The following is a 20230-nucleotide window of genomic DNA, read 5'->3' on the forward strand; positions in this document are numbered from 1 at the left end:
AATGGGTACAAGTACCACCTTACTTTTCTCATAATTTGCATTAATTTCACAGGTTAAAAAAAACAGTCACACTAATTTCATTTTAGTTAGATCTAAAAGACCTCGACGGCAAACATACACAAAAATATTTTATTAGTGTATGATTTTTATTGTTAAAAATCAGATTCAACAAAATACAGCGCTACAGAAGCGGGATTAGCATATTAAATAAATTTTTAAGAAAACACAAGAAAGACGGCAGTGACAATAAGCGAAGAGGGTGTGCCCAGCTTAGCTTGGGCACACCCTCTATCACACATCTGGTCGAACAAAATTAAATATTGTCGTCAGTAGAACTACCTGTATCAGACTTGCCACCTGTTTCCTCAGTCTTACCTGGGATAGTCGTCTTCGCATTCTTGCTGGTGTCGACAAGTGTACTAGCTTGGACATATCCATTCGCCTTCACCTTAGTAAGGATCTCCGCACTTGGCTTGTAGTACACCCTAGCACCAGTGATCATCTCGGGCTTGAACTCCGCAATCGAAGGTGCCGCCTTGCAACGAATCCTCATAGAGAAGCTACCGAGCTCTCCGAGCTTTACCCCAAAACCATTCAGTAGAAACTGAGTGGCAGATAACGATAGGGCATCCAATACAGCGTTGACATCTGCGCGGTGCACGGTACAACGGTCTGCGATATCCTCCGCCAGCTCCTTGGTGGTTATCTGGCGTATCTGACGGTTGTACGCCACAGCCACACGGGGCATCTTGGCGTTAGGCATCTTGTTTGCTCTCTCATAAACATTGTAAATCAAAGCCATAGTAATAAATAGTTTGTTGGTTAGTTAAACATTCGCTTAGTCTTGCTCCGCACCCTCATGAGTATGTAGAGGGCGAAGAGCGATAGTCCAAGGGCAAGCCCTAGGTAAAACATCTTTCGGTTGGGCCCGCTCTTCTCTCGAGCGAGGTAAGAAGTAGAGGAGGTCTGCTCTAGCGTGTCGCGACCAACGCTTTGGCTTCGCTCCTCAGACACTAGATCTATCGAGTAGCCTCCCCTACGCAAAGGTAGTGGGTCGATAGGCACATGCTTCGGCAGCTTCTGGGTATCCTGCAGGCAGCGCTCTACTTGCGGTGGTTCGCCCCACCACTCTACTGCCAAGTGGCGATGGATTTGTGTCGCCTGCGCACTACTATCCTGAGCCACGGTGTGTGTTGTGGCTTGGGTCTCACGCACCGACTGTCTCCCAGCGCCACAGCTAGGCAGAGCTATCCCCAAGAGGAGTAATAAGACCGCTACACAGCTGCAGCTATCGGCTACCGTGGTAATCTCGTGCAGCATAGTCAATCCCAATAAGTGCGCCTACAAAGGTCATCACCTCGCCAAAGGCAACCAGCACACTAGAGTGAATCTCTCCCTGAGGTGCTACCCAAAAGCCCATAAAGAGGAGCGCCATACCACAGAGGACGAGGACGATGGCCAACCATAGCCTCATGTGCTGAGGGTTAATTGTAAACCTGCGCATTGAAGCAAGGGCACGACTTGAGCCACTCATCGGGCGTGATACTGCCATCGGCATTACGGTCGGGGCTGAGGTCTCTATGCCCCACCACCATCGCTTCGGGATAGCGTCGCCTAAGGTTCCACATCAGCTGCGAAAGGGTCTGCCTTTGTTCTGGAGTACGTGTGTCTCGAGGTCGATACTGTGTATCTAGTCCGCCTTCATAGCAGATACCGATAGAGAACTTATTGTACCCCGCCGCATGAGCCCCCGCTTCATCCACATGTCGTAGGGCATAGAGCCGACCTTCAAGCGTGACATAGTAGTGATAACCTGCCGTGGCAAAACCTCTCAGCTTGTGGTCTTGAATCAATTGGGGCGGCAGATACCTATCCTGCGGACGAGTAGCGCTACAGTGCACCACCAGAAGGTCTATCCTACGCTTAGTAGTCACCAGATCATTAGGGTTACTTATCTCCCGCCATTCCCGAGTTGCTATAGTGTTTCTCATACACCTAATTATATTTAGTAGATTTTGGTGGCTGTTGTGCGGGAGATGCCTTCTCCCCCAACCACAACGCAAAGGTACCGCCCCGTGATCTCGGGCTTGCGCTTAGCTGCCTCCTCGTGCGCCCTGAGGGGAGGGATAGAGACTTCCTGCGCCCTATATCAAATCGAGGATTTTTGGTAAGTTTGCCGTGGAGGGTTTTGTGTAGTATATGATAGATGCTTTGAAGACATTTTGGGTGGCACAGACCTTGCCACAGACATTAGTAATCATCTTTATCACCTGTGGTATCGGCTTATTTCTAGGTAAGCTGAAGCTGGGGAAGTTCTCTTTGGCTGGAGCGGGTGTTTTCTTCTTCGGTATATTTATGGCGCACTTCGGGGTTCAGGTAGATCCCGTGATGCTACAGTTTTGTCAGAACTTCGGTCTCGTTGTCTTTGTCTACACCCTAGGCATACAGGTGGGTCCTTCTTTCGTGGCTTCGCTAAGGAAGACCGGCTTGGCGCTCAATGCGTGGAGCATGGCATTGGCACTACTTGGGCTATTTTGCACCATCGTGCTGGCACTTGCTGGCGTGGATAGCGTGAGTAACCTCATGGGGGTGCTTAGTGGTGCGGTGACCAATACGCCTGCACTCGCCGCTGCGCAGCAAGGGGTAGAGCAATTGCACGGACATAGCCCAGCCCTACAGTCGGAGCTCAATAATATGGCGCTCGCTACAGCCATTACCTACCCCCTAGGTGTGGTGGGCGTGATTGTGGTACTAGAGCTACTGAAGGTATTCTTCCCCAAGAAGAGCAAGGCGAAGGAGCCCGAACTGAATACCACACGCCACCATGTGGGAGATTTCGTAGTAGAAAACAAAGGGATTATAGGGCACTCCCTCAGAGAGATACAAGAGAATTTCCATGTAGACTTCCTGATCTCTAGGATGAGGCGTGGCGAAGATGTCTTCCAGCCCGATGCCGATACCGTACTACAGCTCAACGACCTCATGAGTGTGGTGTATAACGAAGACGACAAGTTTGCGATAACCACGCTCTTCGGTAGCCCACACGAAAAGGTGCACCACGATGATAATTGGGAGAAGGGCAATACCAATCTGGTGCAGAAGCGACTACTCGTAACGAGATCGGAGTACAACGGAGCTACCCTAGCGAGTCTGAAGCTAAGAAATGAGTATAGGGTGAATGTCACCCGTGTGAATAGAGCCGAGATAGACCTAGTGCCTGGCCCTAAGCTACGGCTACAGCTCGGCGATAGGGTTACGGTAGTAGGCGAAGAGGAGGGTGTGGAGCGCTTGGCTCAAGACCTAGGCAACCAGCTGAAGCCGCTCGATACCCCTTACCTGATTAGTATATTCGTGGGGATGTCATTGGGCGTACTCATAGGCATCCTCCCTATCGTTATCCCCGGACTAGGCACCCCTATCAAGTTGGGCTTGGCAGGAGGCCCTATCATCGTCGGTATCTTGTTCGGTGCTTATGGCCCTAGATTACACATGACTACCTATATCACCCAGAGCGCCAACCTCATGATGCGCACCTTCGGTATCACGCTATACCTCGGCTGCTTAGGCTTAGCATCGGGAGCAAAGTTCGTATCGACCCTTACCCAAGGGGGCGGACTTATGTGGCTGTGGCTAGGGGTGTTACTCACGATTGTACCTACACTCATCATAGGCATATTGGCAATGAAGTTTTCACGCCTCAGTTATGGTACCATCAGTGGTTTGCTCTGTGGCTCCATGGCCAACCCTATCGCTCTGGAGTATATCAATGACCAAATAGAGGAGGATACGGCTACCGTGGGCTACGCCAGTGTGTATCCGCTGGGAATGTTTGCCCGAGTAGTGCTAGCGCAAATAACCATCACTATATTACTAAGTTAAAGCATGAATAAAGCGAGCTTTTATAGCATTGAGCAGCTGACGGCAGAGCAGATCATAGAGATACTGGACTCTGCGGAGCTTTTTGAGCAAAACCCGAATCGGGACTTCCTGCATGGTCGAGTGGTGGCAACCCTCTTCTTCGAGCCCTCCACACGCACACGCCTGAGCTTTGAGACGGCGGTAAATAGGCTTGGAGGTAGGGTCATAGGCTTCTCCGATGCCAAGAACACGAGTTCGGTAAAGGGCGAGACCCTCAGAGACACCATACAGATGGTTTCGGGCTATGCCGACCTTATCGTGATGCGGCATAACCTAGAGGGCGCTGCCCTCTACGCCAGTGAGGTATCGCGGGTGCCTATCATCAATGCAGGAGATGGTGCCAACCAACACCCTTCGCAGACGATGCTCGACCTCTATTCTATCCGTAAGACACAGGGCGACCTCAACAACCTACATATTACTATGGTAGGCGACCTCAAGTACGGGCGCACTGTACACTCGCTGATTGAGGGCACTTCGCACTTCAATCCTACCTTCTCCTTCGTGGCACCACGTCAGCTGGAGCTCCCTCGTGAGTATGTAGACTATTGTGCAGAGCATGGGATAGAGGCAGACTACCACAACGAACTGACCTCCGAAGTTATTGCCAAGAGCGATATCGTGTACATGACGCGCCTCCAGAGAGAGCGCTTCCTAGATGAGGAGGACTACCAAGCGGTCAAGGACTCCTTTGTCCTAGATAATAGCTTGCTACAGGAGGCAAAGCCTACGATGAAGATACTGCACCCACTCCCTAGGGTCAATGAGATCGCTCAGGAGGTGGATGATACGCCGTATGCCTACTACTTTAGGCAAGCGGTCAATGGGATGTTTGTGCGCGAGGCTCTAATCTGCCGTGCGCTAGGTATTGAGGTTAGTGAGTAAGAGGATATGGCACGTATTGAAAAAGGAGAGCTAAGGGTACAGGCAATTAAGAATGGTTCGGTCATCGATCATATTCCAGTAGATCAGCTACAGAAGGTGGTGCACCTCCTAGGGCTATTCGACCTCCCCTACCCATTCACGATAGGGCAGAACTATCTGAGCAAGAAACTAGGACGCAAGGGCATCATCAAGGTGGAGGAGAAGCACTTCACCCATGAGGAGGTCAATAGACTAGCACTGGTCTCTACCGAAGTGGTCATCAGTGTGATACGCAACTACGAGGTGGTGGAGAAGATTAAGGTAGCTTTGCCCGACCAAGTGAAGGGGCTAGTGAAGTGTACCAACCCTAAGTGTATCAGCAACAACGAGCCGATGCAGGGACTGTACCACGTGACGGACAAGGCAAAGGGTACGCTCAAGTGCCACTATTGCAATCGCAAGATAGAGAGAGAAGAGATAATCATTAGTGAATAAAGAAAGTATGAAGAAAGGTAGTCTAATCGCCCTAGTGGTGGTCATTGTACTCGTATTAGTGGGCGCTAGGTATGGCATCAAGTCCAACAACGAGATGGTATTGAAGCAAGAGGGTGTGCGTACGGCTTGGAGCCAAGTGGAGAACCAGTATCAGCGCCGCGCCGACCTTATCCCCAACCTAGTGGCTACGGTCAAGGGGTATGCCGAGCATGAACAAGCTACGCTGGAGGGCGTGGTAGAGGCACGTGCCAAGGCTACTCAAGTTACGGTGAATGCCGATGAACTGACGCCTGAGGCTCTCGAAGCCTATATGGCTACACAAAATAACCTCACCCAAGCGCTCGGTAAGCTAATTGCGCTCAAGGAGGCTTATCCCGACCTGAAGGCCAATGAAAACTTCATGGCGCTACAGACGCAGCTAGAGGGTACGGAAAATAGGATTACCACCGAGCGTATGCGTTTCAACGATACAGCCAAGGAGTACAACACCTATATCAAGATGTTCCCTCGCAACATCGTGGCTAAGCTACTCGGCTTCGATGCTCAGGTCTATTTCGAGTCGGCACCAGGTGCAGAAACTGCTCCAGTAGTAGAATTCTGATACCATGCACCGCCACATAGCTCTGCTATTACTCTGCCTGCTCTCGCTAGCGGGCAACGCTAGGGAGTACACCCCTAGCGAAGTGCCTAATGTGCAACTACAGGATGCGCGGCAGTTTGTGAGTGACCCCGAAGGACATTTCACGGCAGAAGAGCTGGTGCAGCTCAATGCAGCACTCTACAACATACGGGAGCAGCATACGGCAGAAGTAGCACTCGTGGTATTGCCAGGGATTGAAAACGATGATCCCGAGCGCTTTACCGTGAAGCTATTCGAGGCTTGGGGCATTGGCAAAGCGGTCGACGACAATGGGCTACTCATCCTCTATAAGTATGGCGAAGCAGGTCAGCGCATTGTGCGCTTCGAGGTCGGCTATGGGCTAGAAGGGGTGCTGCCCGATATTACCACCAAGCGGCTCACAGACCACTTTATCGTGCCCGCCATCGTAGAGGGGCGTGATGCGGAGGGTTTTCTCCAGACTTTTAGTGAGATAGACAACCTACTCACTGAGGGCTATGTAGCTCAGGGTGAGAACCAAGACTACAGTCGTGGCAATAGTGGAAATGAGCTTAGGGAGATGGGCTTTGCGTATCTGATATTCGCCCTTTTCGTTGGGCTCCTCTATGGCGCAGGGCTAGTCACCTTATGGAGGCGGGCAAAAGAGCCTGCCGAGCAAGAGGGTGTCCTCTTCCGTAGGTACAAAAACCAGTGGTGGCTTATCTTTATCCTCCCTGCGCTCCTCTTCCTGTACCCCCTCTATCTGATTCTAAAAAGCAGAACCCAAAAGCATATTACCAACTGCCCTTCCTGCCATACCAAAGGGAGTGTGCGGCTACTCCGTAAGCCCGACAACTACCCCTACCTCAATAGCGCACAGAGGGCAGAGGAGCAGGTGGGTTCCGTATCCTATCCCGTGTATAGCTGTTCGGTATGTGGCTACCACAAGGTGGTGGAGCAGCCAGCACTACTCACGAGTTATCAGCGGTGCACCCGCTGCGGTGCCAAGACCTACTTTATGAAGGATCAGACACAGGATAGCCGATTCCTGACACAGACCTTTACCTGCCTGCATTGTGGCAAGAGCGACATCCGCCGTACACGCATATCTGGAGGGTCATCAGGTGGATTTGGAGGCGGCTTCGGGGGCAGTGGAGGCGGCTTCGGTGGTGGTTTTGGTGGCGGAATGTCGGGCGGAGGTGGTTCTACTACCCGTTTCTAAAGACAACCCATACACACAAAGAGAGTGGCTATGCAGCGCCTAGAGGTCTGCATAGCCACTCTCTTTGTACGGGAGACTAAATGGGTTAGTCCTCGTTGTATGGTGCGAAATCTTCCTTAGCTGCGCCACAAACTGGGCACACCCAATCCTCAGGAATATTCTCGAAAGCTGTACCAGGTGCGATACCACCGTCAGCATCTCCCACTTCAGGGTCGTAAATGTAGCCACAAGGCTCGCAAATCCACTTCTGCATAATCACATATTCATTAAAACATTAAACATCTACTGTCGTATCACCAATTAGGCAATGCTCAAAGATACAAAAATAAAATGTATTAGCGTTCCTTTCCTCCAAACGGACACATACGATAATTTAGGATGGTATTAGTTATGCGAATAATCTTTGTAGTATAACACTCCCCATAAACTAGACATATGTTGGTTTGACATTTCTTTTTTACATGTGCACTATTTTTATTCTTGGTAGAAAGTGGGACAATAAATTATCTGAACTCTCTACTAAGGTAAAGTCAAATGTGCTATTTTGAAGAGCAGATTTGTTTAGAGGCTTCATTCTCACTTCAATAATTGCAGGATAGCGATTAAGGGTATCTCGCCTGTTCTCTATGCTTCTCAGTTGAACATCCAAGCTTCCTGTCTCTAGATGAATGGCAAGAGGAGTAGGCTCTTCAATCTTTGTCAGAGCTTTATCATTGGCGAAAGAGATATAAGCAGTTGTCGTAGGCTCAGAAAGGTCGTAAAAGGTAATGGTGCCTGAATAGACCTGCTTGTAGGGCATAAAGTAGGCGATACCAAATATAATCAGCAATACTGCAAATAGGATGATGGTACCGTATCTGACAAGTGCGGGAGGGATTTGTCCCACAATGCTCCGCACCTTTTCGCTCCTCAGTTCGTAGCTTCTTTCTTGTTGCTTCATATCAGTTGCCTAGTTCCAATTGGTTCTTGACGAGTTCGTAGTACTTGCCTCGGAGGGCCGTCAGGCTCTCGTGGTTGCCCACTTCTACAATCTTCCCCTCGTCCAGTACTACGATTTGGTCGGCATTACGTACGGTGGATAAGCGGTGAGCTACTACCACTACCGTTTTCCCCTTGTAGAAGTTTTCTAGCTTCTCAGTAATCGCTCGCTCATTATTCGCATCCAGAGCATTCGTAGCTTCGTCGAGGAAGACAAATGTAGGGTCTTTATAAACCATTCTAGCAATCAGTATGCGCTGTCTTTGTCCTTGACTAATCCCTTGACCATCTTGCCCAATCATAGTGTTGTAGGCAAGAGGGAGGCTCTCTATATGGTCTGCGATATTAGCAGTCAGAGCAGCAAATCTAATCCGTTCAATATCTGGAGTATCGTCACTTATAGCGATATTTCGAGCAATCGTGTCACTAAATAGATACCCCTCCTGCATTACTGCTCCACAATGATTTCTCCACCAACTTAGATTGTATTTTTCTAGATCAGTTCCTGAGACTTTTATCTCACCTTCTAGTGGTGAATAGTAACCAAGCAGTAGCTTAATCAAAGTGGTCTTTCCGCTTCCACTAGCCCCCACTATAGCTGTTACTTTACCATTGGGTATGGTGAGATTTAGGTTGTCTAGGATAGGAGTTGGGCTGTAGATATCGTACTTAAATGAGAGGTTCTCTACCTTGATATCTAAGTTGTCCTGCGCAAAACTAGTAACAGGTCGGTCACTATTCTCTTCGTTCGCTTCGGTATGGATCTCGTTCATACGGTCAAGGCTGATGCTGACATCCTGCCAAGAGTAGATGAATTGGATTAATTGCTCCACAGGGCTATTGAGCTGACCAATAATGTACTGCACCGCTAGCATCATACCTAGGGTCATGTCGCCCTGTATCACAGCTGTGGCGGCTAGTACGGTGATAAGGATATTCTTGACTTCATTGATGGTGATGCTCCCAGCCTGCTGTACTTGCTGGAGATTGAGATTCTGAAGATTGACCTTGAAGAGGTCTGCCTGCACATCCTCCCACTCCCACCTTTTTCGTTGCTCACACCCTTGTAGCTTAATCTCCTGCATACCATTGATGAGCTGATAGGTCACATTACGATTTCTACCAGCTTGCTCGAAGTACTTGTAGTCGAGTGTCCTTCGCCTTTTGAGAAACAAGGTAATCCACACAGCATAGAGGAGGGTCCCAATGATAAATACTCCGAATATCAGTAGGTTGTAGTAAGCAAGAACGACACTAAAAATGATAAAGGTAAAGAACGAGAATAGTAGGTTTAAGCTATTGGATGTCAAGAATTGCTCCACTCTCCTATGATCTTCTATCCTCTGCAGTAAATCACCAAGTAGCTTGGTATCAAAGAACTTCATCGGCAACTTCATCAGCTTGATGAAGAAGTCACTGATGAGGGAGATATTGATACGAGTGGAAATGTGAAGCAGCAGCTTAGAGCGAATAAAGCTGATGGCGGTGCGACTAAAGAGCAACATTAGCTGAGCCAGCAACACCAGCCAAATAAAACCAATGTCTCGCCCTCCAATACCCGTATCTACTATTGCCTGGGCGAGGAATGGGAAAACGAGCTGTATCAGCGAGCCAAGCAATAGCCCCAAGATAATCTGACCAAAGTACCTACGATACTTCTTGACATAGCCCCAGAGAAAGGTCAGCCGATTACCTTTCTCGAGCTTTCCGCCATCAGTCACTTCTTGACTGTAAAACTCATCTGTCGGCTCTAGTAGTAGTACAATGCCCTTCTCCTCGCCATGAGTTTTGGTACTGACCCAATGCTCACAAAACTCCTCTTTGGTATAAGTCAGTAACCCCTTGCCTGGATCTGCTACATACACCCTATAGTGCCCCTTACGGAGTTTCTTGACTTTATAGACCACTACAAAGTGATTCTGATCCCAGTGTGCAATGCAGGGAAGTGGAGCTTCATTCGTTAGTGTCTCAAAAGTAATACGACCACCTAGCGAGTGCAACCCTCTTTTCTCTCCCGCCTTACTAATACCCAGCAGAGACACCCCCTCCTTCCCTAAAGCACAATCTTCTCGAATTTGCTCAAGATCAGGATGGCGACCATAGTACTTGACCACCATAGCCAAGCACGCAGGACCGCAATCCATCGCATCGAGTTGCTTAATTACCATCATCAAAATTAGATTAGTTTGGGATGTGCTTTAAAGTGCATAAATCATAACGTTCCACGCACATTTCCAAATCTGATATTGGAGGGCATAGATCTCTAAACAAACAATCTTTACATGGCTCTTGCTTATTTCGCACTAATCTCCAAGTATTTCCTTTTCTAATTTCTTGATCTATCATCTTAGAAAGATCTTCATATTCTAAATTTCCTATGACTTTTGAGTTTAATGCTGATCTGACAGAAGCATCGGGGAAAATTATCAGACTGCCATAAAAGTTCGAGTTGATTTTTTGATTACAAAATATAGATCTAAAGTCATGCTTACAGTTAAACACACTTTCAGTAGTAATATATACATTATTAATCAAGAAGTCTAAATTGTTTCCATTGTAGATTGGATAGGGTGTTAATTCCAATTCCTCATATTCATTAGCTAGTTTATTATATTTCGCTAGAGACTCCTCGCTGCTCACTATATATATAAAAACTTCTCGCCTATTTTTCGACCTGTCTTTCATGAAACTTAACAATCCTATAGAAGAGTCGTCAATGATCACAAGGAAATTAGATTCACATAGAACAGATTTATTAATTCTGTCTACATTATCCAAGTAATGAGTTATTGAAGTGACGATTTGGACATGAATGGATTTCTGATTTAGAGCAGACACCATTTCTTCTAAATATGGATGCAGAAACACGTTACCACCCGAAAGAGATACTTGTGAGAGGTTACTAAACTCACATTGTGATAAGATTTTATTGAAGATCTCCATAGGAAGAATTCCATTCGGTATGTACTTTGTGCATGAGTACATTTGATTGTGAATATCCTTGCAGTGATTACATCCAAGATTACACTCGTTAGTTATGTATATATTTAGTTGAATAAGATTATTTAATGCTTCTATTGGAATATTACTATTTCGCTCTAAATCCTGATTTAGACTTAATATAGGTAATAGATTTAGAGGTTTTGTTGAGGAGTCCTTTTTTATAATACCAAAGAAATCCCCAAAAAACAAGTGAGAGATATTTATTTGGTCTAACTTATCAAAAATATCATCTTGATCTACAGATAAAACTCCTAAAGACTCCGGAAAATACAACTCCTTCACTAAGTCTATTAACCATTTATTATCGGTTACAAGATTAGCTCCGCTTTTTGTATTGTACAATAACATCTCTGTTCTATAGTTGTGAACGAAAACTGACGGCTGGATAAATAGCCAGTGCATTTCTTTTTTTTTCATAGGATTAATCAACGTGAATATTAGTCATTATATCGGAATAAATCTCAGGGTAATCGCTGAGTATTTTTATTTTTTTAGATTTTTGATGGGACTCAATTTCTTTCGAAGAAAATGCAGGACACCGAGCACCTTTAGGGATAAAAAAAGCACATTGTGAACAACTTTCTTTTTCACTACAGAGCTTACATTGTTTCTCTAAATCTTCAAAAAGTCTATTGTATCTTTCAGCAATACTCTGATAATCAAGTTGAACTTTATCGTGAGCAATAACCCCTAGTTTGTTCTCAAATGAAATTTTTTCACAAGCCATAATATCTCCATTGGCAGTAATAAAGACTTTCTTAGAGAATGGCAAACATGTTCCAGAAGGAGTTTTCTTACTTGATATGCTTTTTCCAAATAGAAGTTCAAGATAAGTGTTATAACTAAAAGGGGAGTTTAATTTAAGATACATTACAAGTTCATTAAACATAGGGTCTGTGGCTTTGGGTTTTACTATAGCTTTAGAATCAATAGAGTCAGATGTCGTTTCTTCGTAAATGCTTCGATACATTTTCTGAAATTCATTATAATATTTAGGGTTGATGCCACTCTGATTTAACTCTGCCATTGTTGGGGTTTTATTGAAGGTCTCTTCAATAAAACTTTTTGTTCTTGTAGTCGAATTTAGATTGTGAATAACTGCATTGAACTGAACATTATCATGAAAATATTTAGGGTACTCTGCCTTAATACGCATTACATTTTCTATCACTTTTTTAAATGAAGGACGACCATTGTGATCTATACGATATGAATTTCCCTTTTCATCACCATCTAGACTTATGAGTATGCGAAATTCTTTCTCTACTAGAAATCTTATATATTTGTCAAGAAGTACTCCATTAGTCGTCATATTGTATTTTACGATTCTATGAGGAACTTTTGAATCCTCTATGTGGTTAACAATGTTTTTTATTAGTTCAAAGTTCACTAGTGGCTCACCTCCGTAGAATCCAATAGTTAACTCTCTGTTATAATATTTATTATAATGGCTAGAAAGTAATTCAATATACTCATTCAAAAAAGTAATGGCTTTCTCTTGAGATAACGACTTCTTGCTGTTTGTTCTATCTGCTAAATAGTACTTCCCGTAACCACAATAGGTGCAATTAAGATTACATGTTTCTGTAACCTCAAAGGTAATCTGTGGTGTGTTGACAAAAAAACTTTTGATATCGTCTTCTGTAAATCTTGCCATGTTCATAGCTCTATAGTATTTTAAATCTGGCTTTCAGTATAATGCTCGATGGGCGTATTCTATAGTGACTTTCAAATAGCCGCTCACTACTTAGGTCTCGGTAGTAAAAGTACTTAGTATTACAGATGTTATTCCACTCAAGACTCAGATGCAATCCTTTTAGTTTATAAGATAAAGAGGCATCTACCAACACCGTATTCTGTGGACTACTCCCTTGATTATTGTATTGATGATATCCGCTTGCGTTTAGGTGGAGATGGCTTATGATTTCCACAGCGCACCCAATTTTATTTGTCCAAAGCATTAGACTCTTACCCTCCCGCGCTAAGTTTTTCGAAAGGTTAAAGTCAGAATCATACTCTAGTGATAACCAGTGAGTAGGCATAATATTCAGTTTCAAAGTAGCACGGCTCTGTAAAAACTTTAGGTAAGCAAACTTATTTTGTACAAGGCGCGGTGACCTGCTGATAAATTGTCCTCCACTTAGTGATATATTAAGCTTTTTCCAGTCGAATCCCTTGCTAAGATTGAAATCATAATTAAGATTTTGCTCTATATTCGGCATCGCTACACTATTCGTTTTGAGGAGTATACCATCATATTCACTTGAATGAAGATAATGGCTCTGACGATTGGAGTAGGAAAGTGTAGCACTTGCAAAAAACAATCTTTGTACCCACCTATACCCCACGCTTAATAAAGCCGAAAACAATCTACTCTTATCAATTTGCGGAGCATAAGCTTCTATTGAGCGGTAATTCGTTAAAATACATCCACTGTATAAGGAAGAGATATCACTATAGTTCGTAGAGTACCTTGCCGATAGAGTGGTATTCCAGCGATTGGAGACCTTCCAATTAAGAGAGAAGGAGGGCTTGAAGAGCAATTCCCTTAGAGGAGTATTCTCATTGCTGACCGCATCATGGAGCGTTAGCAGTTCTAGTCCAATCGGCAAAGTTAGTGTAGCTTTGACCTTTCGACCATTATATACCGACTCGAGAGAAATACCCAGCTGAGTATCCGTTCGTTGTAGTTGATTGGATAATTGGCTAAATCCTGATAGGTCTAGATCGGAGGCAAGCTTTTCAACATTATGATGCACAAATAGATAGGGGTTGAAGGAGAACTCTTTCCTCTTTAGAGTCTGTAATAGATGAAAACTATTATAGGTAGAAATAGAGGTGAGACTGCTTTTCTGGTGAGGTGTGTGGGATGAAGAACCAAAGATTTCTAAACCGTCAGGAGATATTTTCAGTTGCTCATTTCTCTGGATAAATTCTGTATTGGAAATTATTCTGATTCCTTTACCTCTTGCTCCTCTATATATCAGATCTAGGCGATTTTTTGCGAAGTGTCCATCTTCATTGCGTAGCTGATGTACATGACCCTTAGTTTGGCTTACCAAACCATTCCCATTGTCAATTACTCCGCTATAAATCAGTTCGTTATTAAGATAGAAACGATCATTGTTTACCTTGTATCCTACCTCCCCGCCAAACTTTTCACGTGTGTCATGTGAGAATAGTTCCTCTTTTATCACCAACGATTCCCTATCTGGTAGAAATATCGTATTAATGCTCTGACCTCTTCTCTCCTCATTGTCCCTGAGGTAGTGAAGATTGAGTGATAATTGATGGTCTTTTGGTGTGATGAATACGTTGTTTAGTGTCGCTGAGAGATCACTATTAAATAGGTGCTTAGTTCGTTCTATACTGGGAGGTGCTGGACGAAGTATCATGGTCATCCTTGCGCCTTGATCTTCGACATTGCTACCGTAGGAAAGGATTTGCTGATCCAAGCCAATCCCCACATTATTCCATTTTAGTGTTCCTAGATGCTGGTGTCTTTTTGCAAAGTAGGTCATTACTAGTTCCTCTTGTCCTGCGAAACCCTTACTCCAGCCAGCTGAAGCAAGGGCAGAAAGACCAAGTACACCCTTTCTTCCCTCTTTTAGTTTCAGGTTAATAGTTGCCTGGTCTATGAATTCTAGATCCTTTAGCGCCTTTATCTCTTGGTGATTTTCGAACACCTGCACTGCAGCAATGCCATCGGCGGAGAGGCTTTTCGTGGCAATACCATATCTATTCTTCATCAGATCAATCCCCTCTATCAATACTCCCCTTACCGCTTTCCCTTTGTACTTGACCTGACCTCCATTCAGGACCTCTATTCCTGGCATTCGCTTAAGGACATCCTCTATTGTATGGTCATTTGGATGTATAAATGAACCAACATAGTAATTAAGCGTATCCCCATGCAAAGAGATCTTATCAGCCTTAACACTAACCTCCTCAAGCTCAAAAGGCTTTACATCTACCAAGAAGTCCACTATTTCAGAATCTCTCGGCACTTGCTTTATCTGTGGCGGTATATTAAACCCTCCTATAGAAAGGGTCAAGCTATCTCCACTTGGTTTATAAGTTAGTGAATACTTCCCTTCTTCATCGGTTAAAGTATAGGCAATAACTACTGGACGATCTGGTGACTGCAACAAACTGACCGATACATCTGGTAGAAGATTGCCACTCATATCTCGTACTACGCCCCTAATAATCCCTTTCTGCTGTGCAGAAGATAAATTGGGAAGTGTTAGAATAACAAGAAGCAAAAAACACCGAAAACTATTCCAATTCCAGTCCGACATAAGTTATTTTGGGGGATTGAGCATTAGATTTGGTTCCATCACTATTGATGGTCAATTGTTCTACCTGCACTCCAGTGCCTACAGATGCTGCTTTGAGAACATCATATGTATCCTCGATATAACGTTTTACAAAAACATTGGCCTCCTTTCGAGTTACTTTGTCATAGCCGCCTAGGTCATACTTTACTATTGGCATTGGCTCTTTCAGCCGGTTTACTTGCTTTGCCGTAAAGATAAAGTCCCCTTTTTCATCGCTGACCTTAAGAATTAACCCTGGGAGGTTGCGAAACTTCCAAGGACCATTGTTTAAAGGCAATTGCATCGTAAACCAAGCTTCGTAGTTGCGCCCTCTGAACCGGCAAGTAGCCTTTTGGCATGGATAACCGAGCAATTCCTTACTCTCTGCAGTTATCTGCCAGTTAAAGTTCGGGCGATCTTCATACAATTGAGCACCAAAAAAAGAATTACAAGGATAATGTATGACCACGTCTCTATTTTCCCCCTTGCATTGAAAAACTTCAATAGCACCCAAACCACGAGAAGGCATACTAGGTATTGCATCTAGAGCGCTTTCGTAATATTGTTGATTTTTAAGTACTTCTGGATTGAAAAACTTACTAATTTTCTTTCCTATAAGTAGCATATTCTCAGAGGTGAAATGACTATTCTGGTCGCTCAGGTACTTCGACTTAAGCTCATACATCACCATATAATGAGCTTGATCCAAGAGCTCATAACTATCTGTTCTAAAGCGTGGTGTGTGGTGATCCTGTGCCTTCATACTAGATATACACACTAGGCCGATTACCACAGTCGCTATTATCTTTCTATTGAAGTTCATTTCTTTTCTATTTATTAGTGAAGATAGGTGTGTCAAACTCTACAAACCAATAGATATAAATATACCTTACTCTACTGCCGTAAAATTCAACACATCTATCTCTAAGTGCTTATTAATTACCGAGGATCGCAGTCAGGGCAACTTACTATAACCTCTATTTTTGTGTCGCCTTTTTTTGAGTCTTTTCCTCCCCTGTAATGGGCATTGGCATGAGCATTGTCATGAGTGCTTGAGCCACCATTATTTTCATAGTAGCAAGAGCAAGAACATGTCCAAGAGTCATGTCCTCCGTTAGTACGAGATAGTTCTCTTTCCTCTAGTCTGTTTGCATGCAAGGATGCTAGATTAATTTTACTCATAGTGTAATTGCTTATTGACTTCGTCTAATGACAAAATCTGGTTAAACTTCTTTGAGGAGTTCTCTTTAGAATTGACCTAAACCACTTCTTTTATGATATCGGTGAGTGATCAGCAAACCCATCTCATAACAGTAGGAACATCCTCCTTGCTTGTGAGGCATACAACCTCTTATCCACAGTCGACCAAGGACTACAAATGTATGTATTTTTTATGAGACTTGGAGCATTAAGAACGAAAAAAAAACAATTTATTTCTAAATAACAATATATATAAATGTATTCTTGAAATATTTTGTGGTACTAATTCTAAAACACAAACAAGCTTTAATTCTTCAGCTAGTATGGAATATTTATTTATCAATGTGAGCCTGATATAAGAAATGCAATAAGGCTAGTCATAGATAGGTGCTTTAATAGTGTAGAATACAAGTAATTATACATTACTTACAACCAATATCTAAGAAGATTATTCTGAATTTAGAAATTATCAGATAGCCTAACGAAATCACCTTTGCTTACATCGAACCCACGTTACAGGTAGGTCGTAGCGCAACAACAAGACAACCCCGATAAATATTGCCACCGAACCCTGCAACTTTGGAGACCATATATCTGCGAACGCTAAGACCATATATAAATACGAGGATAGGGTACGCCATATAGCTGGCGTACCCTCTCGCTGTAAATGGACTTGTTGGGGTCTATTTATCTCTTGGCAAACTCGGCGAGACCGCCCTTGAGCCATGCCACATAGTTGTCCACATTCTTATCGAAGCCGTAGCTTGGTCCCAATGGGAGCCCATTGCCATCGAGCATGACGTAGAATGGCTGTGCATTAGCACCGAACTTGACGGTCTGGAGGTGGCTCCAGCGCTCGCCTACTGTCTTGATGGTCTTCACCTTGTCGCCATCTTTCACCTCGATGTACTCAGGTAGGCGGGTCTTGTCGTCGACAATCAGAGTAACGAGGATAAACTTGTCATCGATGATGCTCTTGACCTTAGGATCGGTCCAGACAGAAGCCTCCATCTCACGGCAATTGACACAGCCGTAACCCGAGAAGTCGATAAGCACAGGCTTGTGATCAGTCTGAGCTGCACGCATACCGCTCTCGTAATCGTGGTACTTAGGGTGTACCTCAGAATCGTAGAGGTTGAAGTCCTGGGTATACAGTGGTGGTGCAAATGCGCTAATCGCCTTGAGTGGCGCTCCCCATAGACCTGGCACCATGTACACTGCGAAAGCAAGCGAGATAATGGCGAGGAAGAGCCTTGGGATACTTACGAATGGGAGGTCGCTATCGTGTGGCAGCTTGAGCTTGCCTAGTAGGTAGATACCCAGCATCACGAAGATGATAATCCAGAGAGCTACGAAGGTCTCTCTATCGAGGATGCCCCAACCATAAGCGAGGTCGGCTACAGAGAGGAACTTGAGGGAGAGGGCTAGCTCGAGGAAACCGAGGGTAACCTTGACACTCGTCATCCAACCACCACTCTTTGGCATGCTCTGAAGGAAGTTGGGGAAGATAGCGAAGAGGGTAAATGGCAACGCCAATGCGAGGGCAAAACCAAACATTCCTATCGCTGGAGAAAGTAGACTACCCGAGGTCGCTGCCTCCACTAGAAGGGTACCGATGATAGGACCGGTACATGAGAAGGACACGAGCGCAAGGGTAAACGCCATGAAGAAGATACTGATGAGTCCGCCTGTGCTCTCTGCCTTAGCGTCCATCTTATTAGTCCATGACTGTGGCAATACGATTTCGAAAGCACCAAAGAAGCTGACAGCGAAGACTACCAGCATCAAGAAGAAGATGATATTGAATATCGCATTAGTCGCTAAACTATTGAGCGCATTCGCACCGAAGATACCTGTGATAAGGAGACCTAAGGTGAGGTAGATAATAATAATTGCTGCACCATAGATAAGCGCATCACGAATGGCAGCGCTGCGACTCTTAGAGCGCTTGAGGAAGAAGCTCACGGTCATTGGAATCATCGGCCACACGCAAGGGGTGAGGAGCGCAATGAGTCCGCCACCAAACCCTAGGAGGAAGATGATAAAGAGGGAGTTATCGGTAGCCGAGAGGGTCTCATCGCCATAGGCTTTGAGCTCCTCGGTAACAGGCGCCCATATATCACCAGAGAAGGCTTCTGTGGCAGGTGCTGTAGTAGCTACAGCGGTGCTATCTACCTCCTCTGTAGTGGTGGTAGCGATAGCGGTCATGGTGAGTGGTGTCTTGAGATCGGCAGCGGTAATCTTAAAGCTCTCACGCGTAGGTGGGAGGCAAGTTTCATCGTTGCAGATCATATAGATAAAGTCACCAGCCAGCACGAAGTTGGTAGGGTCTTCTATCTGTACCTTCTGAGTAAAGGTGACCTCTCCATTGTGCCAAGCGAGCTCCATATCGAAGTTAGGGTCAAATACCTTGTGGGCATCCTTATTGGCAGCCAACTTGCCCATCAGCTTCACAGCCTTGGCACCATCGAGCTCTACTTGCGTAGCTGTAGGACCGCCCTCAGGGATATCCACATCGTAAATATGCCACCCCTTCTTGAGCTTAGCATCGAAAGTGAGCGTCACCACGCCATCTTCGGTATTGGTGTAGCTCTGATTGATCACCACGGCATCGGTGACCATTTGTGCCTCCATACCAACCAATGGTAGGAGCACTAGGAGAAGGAATAAAACTCTCTTCATAGTTCGTCGTCTATCTGTCTTCCTTTAGGTAAGTAAAATAATGAGTCGGGAAAGGGCGTTGCCACCTACGTGGTTGTCCCTCACCCGGGATTGTCATTTCGAGTACGATCTGCTCTAAGGCAATCGATTTATTGGTCTTGAACTGGCTCTTGGAACGGATGTCGCCCATTATGCTCAGCCCATTGTCGCCAAATAGCTTGCGGAGCGAGAATATCCTAGCGCCGCTTACGTCGGCTTGCACTACGTGCATGCCGCCATTGGCACTGCTCTTATCTACCTTCACGTCGGCACTGATGATGCGGCTCTTCTTGCTATCTTCGTCGCTCGAAGTGGCGCTCAGTACCTGCTGCTTCTCGGTGATCTCGCCCTCTAAACAGGCGATAAAGGTCTGGTGCTTCACCCTACGGCTAAACTCCTTCACGAGGGTCTCCTTGGCCTCTACCGTCTTAGCGAATATCACGAAGCCAGCGGTATTGCGGTCGAGCCTATTGACCATGAAAAGCTTTGCACCCTCTTCGCCCTTCTTGTAGTGCTGGGAAAGGAGGTAGATAACGGTGGCTTGTCGGTTTTGGTGCGAGGTATTGACGGTAGGGATACCATTTTTCTTGTAGACCACTACGTACGCCTCATTCTCCCACACTATCTCTATCTTGTCGTGGCTAAAGGGAGCTGGCGGTGCACCCTTGTGCACGGTGACCACCTGCCCGATGCGCACCGTATCGGTGGCTCTAGTAGTGGGCACGCCCTCTACTGACACTCGCCCCGAGGAGATAACCTGCTTGGCAGCGGTACGATTGCGGCTCGACTTGAGCATAACCAAATCTAGCAAAGGAGCCTCCTCCTGTGCCTTATACCGCTCCTGTACTGGTGTCGGATTGCTCCCTCTTTCCTCTCTTTTCTGCTCCACTATTATACTTGTATATTAGTTATTATCACGCAAATATACAAAAA

At 45.3% G+C, this 20230-nt stretch carries 19 protein-coding genes; 5 read left to right on the forward strand and 14 right to left on the reverse strand.

Going from position 1 to position 20230, the window contains the following annotated elements:
• Positions 1–313: 313 nt before the first annotated feature.
• Genes IX315_RS03200 through IX315_RS03215 form a run of 4 tightly spaced genes read right to left on the reverse strand, consistent with a single transcriptional unit; the run spans position 314 to position 1991 of the window.
• Complete coding sequence (locus IX315_RS03200; RefSeq protein WP_134849721.1) at positions 314–802, reverse strand: HU family DNA-binding protein; 489 nt, start codon at positions 800–802, stop codon at positions 314–316.
• A gap of 20 nt (positions 803–822) precedes the next feature.
• Positions 823–1320: a hypothetical protein gene (locus tag IX315_RS03205; protein ID WP_211837152.1), complete on the reverse strand. Its 498-nt coding sequence runs from the start codon at positions 1318–1320 to the stop codon at positions 823–825.
• Positions 1289–1474, reverse strand: a complete 186-nt coding sequence (locus IX315_RS03210) for a hypothetical protein (RefSeq protein WP_018357782.1) — start codon at positions 1472–1474, stop codon at positions 1289–1291. The genes IX315_RS03205 and IX315_RS03210 overlap by 32 nt, the downstream gene beginning before the upstream one ends.
• A 10-nt stretch (positions 1475–1484) precedes the next feature.
• The gene (locus IX315_RS03215) at positions 1485–1991 is read right to left on the reverse strand and encodes an N-acetylmuramoyl-L-alanine amidase (protein WP_018357783.1); all 507 of its coding nucleotides are present in this window, start codon (positions 1989–1991) and stop codon (positions 1485–1487) included.
• Positions 1992–2199: 208 nt separating this feature from the next.
• Here IX315_RS03215 and IX315_RS03220 point away from each other — a divergent pair, with 208 nt between their 5' ends.
• The 5 genes from IX315_RS03220 to IX315_RS03240 are packed head-to-tail and all read left to right on the forward strand — an operon-like array spanning position 2200 to position 7097.
• Positions 2200–3879, forward strand: coding sequence for a putative transporter (locus IX315_RS03220; RefSeq protein ID WP_211637146.1), 1680 nt, complete (start codon positions 2200–2202; stop codon positions 3877–3879).
• 3 nt (positions 3880–3882) lie between these two features.
• Positions 3883–4803, forward strand: coding sequence for an aspartate carbamoyltransferase (pyrB, locus tag IX315_RS03225; protein WP_018357785.1), 921 nt, complete (start codon positions 3883–3885; stop codon positions 4801–4803).
• A 6-nt stretch (positions 4804–4809) separates the two neighbouring features.
• On the forward strand, positions 4810–5277 hold the full coding sequence (pyrI, locus tag IX315_RS03230; protein ID WP_018357786.1) for an aspartate carbamoyltransferase regulatory subunit: 468 nt from the start codon (positions 4810–4812) through the stop codon (positions 5275–5277).
• Positions 5278–5284: 7 nt separating this feature from the next.
• A complete protein-coding gene (locus IX315_RS03235; protein WP_018357787.1) occupies positions 5285–5878 on the forward strand; it encodes a LemA family protein in 594 nt (197 codons plus the stop codon).
• Positions 5879–5882: 4 nt separating this feature from the next.
• Positions 5883–7097 carry a TPM domain-containing protein gene (locus IX315_RS03240; protein ID WP_018357788.1) on the forward strand — a complete coding sequence of 405 codons (1215 nt, stop codon included), beginning with the start codon at positions 5883–5885 and terminating at the stop codon, positions 7095–7097.
• 85 nt (positions 7098–7182) lie between these two features.
• On the opposite strand, the gene rd is transcribed toward IX315_RS03240, so the two are convergent.
• The 10 genes from rd to IX315_RS03290 form a co-directional block, all read right to left on the reverse strand.
• Positions 7183–7350: a rubredoxin gene (rd, locus tag IX315_RS03245; protein ID WP_018357789.1), complete on the reverse strand. Its 168-nt coding sequence runs from the start codon at positions 7348–7350 to the stop codon at positions 7183–7185.
• 204 nt (positions 7351–7554) lie between these two features.
• Positions 7555–8037, reverse strand: coding sequence for a hypothetical protein (locus IX315_RS03250; protein WP_211642391.1), 483 nt, complete (start codon positions 8035–8037; stop codon positions 7555–7557).
• A gap of 1 nt (position 8038) precedes the next feature.
• The gene (locus IX315_RS03255; RefSeq protein ID WP_211642389.1) at positions 8039–10246 is read right to left on the reverse strand and encodes a peptidase domain-containing ABC transporter; all 2208 of its coding nucleotides are present in this window, start codon (positions 10244–10246) and stop codon (positions 8039–8041) included.
• A 10-nt stretch (positions 10247–10256) separates the two neighbouring features.
• On the reverse strand, positions 10257–11495 hold the full coding sequence (locus tag IX315_RS03260) for a TIGR04150 pseudo-rSAM protein (RefSeq protein WP_211642388.1): 1239 nt from the start codon (positions 11493–11495) through the stop codon (positions 10257–10259).
• A 4-nt stretch (positions 11496–11499) separates the two neighbouring features.
• Positions 11500–12735, reverse strand: coding sequence for a radical SAM peptide maturase (locus IX315_RS03265; RefSeq protein WP_211642387.1), 1236 nt, complete (start codon positions 12733–12735; stop codon positions 11500–11502).
• A 10-nt stretch (positions 12736–12745) separates the two neighbouring features.
• Entirely contained in the window at positions 12746–15265 is a 2520-nt protein-coding gene (locus IX315_RS03270) for a TonB-dependent receptor (protein WP_211642386.1), read from the reverse strand.
• Between the two features lie 91 nt (positions 15266–15356).
• Entirely contained in the window at positions 15357–16220 is an 864-nt protein-coding gene (locus tag IX315_RS03275; protein WP_280527309.1) for a GLPGLI family protein, read from the reverse strand.
• A 116-nt stretch (positions 16221–16336) separates the two neighbouring features.
• The gene (locus IX315_RS09860; RefSeq protein ID WP_211640879.1) at positions 16337–16579 is read right to left on the reverse strand and encodes a TIGR04149 family rSAM-modified RiPP; all 243 of its coding nucleotides are present in this window, start codon (positions 16577–16579) and stop codon (positions 16337–16339) included.
• A gap of 705 nt (positions 16580–17284) precedes the next feature.
• The gene (locus IX315_RS03285; protein WP_018357791.1) at positions 17285–19279 is read right to left on the reverse strand and encodes a protein-disulfide reductase DsbD family protein; all 1995 of its coding nucleotides are present in this window, start codon (positions 19277–19279) and stop codon (positions 17285–17287) included.
• Positions 19280–19289: 10 nt separating this feature from the next.
• Entirely contained in the window at positions 19290–20186 is an 897-nt protein-coding gene (locus IX315_RS03290; RefSeq protein WP_211640669.1) for a pseudouridine synthase, read from the reverse strand.
• Between the last annotated feature and the right edge of the window lie 44 nt (positions 20187–20230).

The organism is Porphyromonas levii, assembly GCF_018206105.1.
GTDB lineage: Bacteria > Bacteroidota > Bacteroidia > Bacteroidales > Porphyromonadaceae > Porphyromonas_A > Porphyromonas_A levii.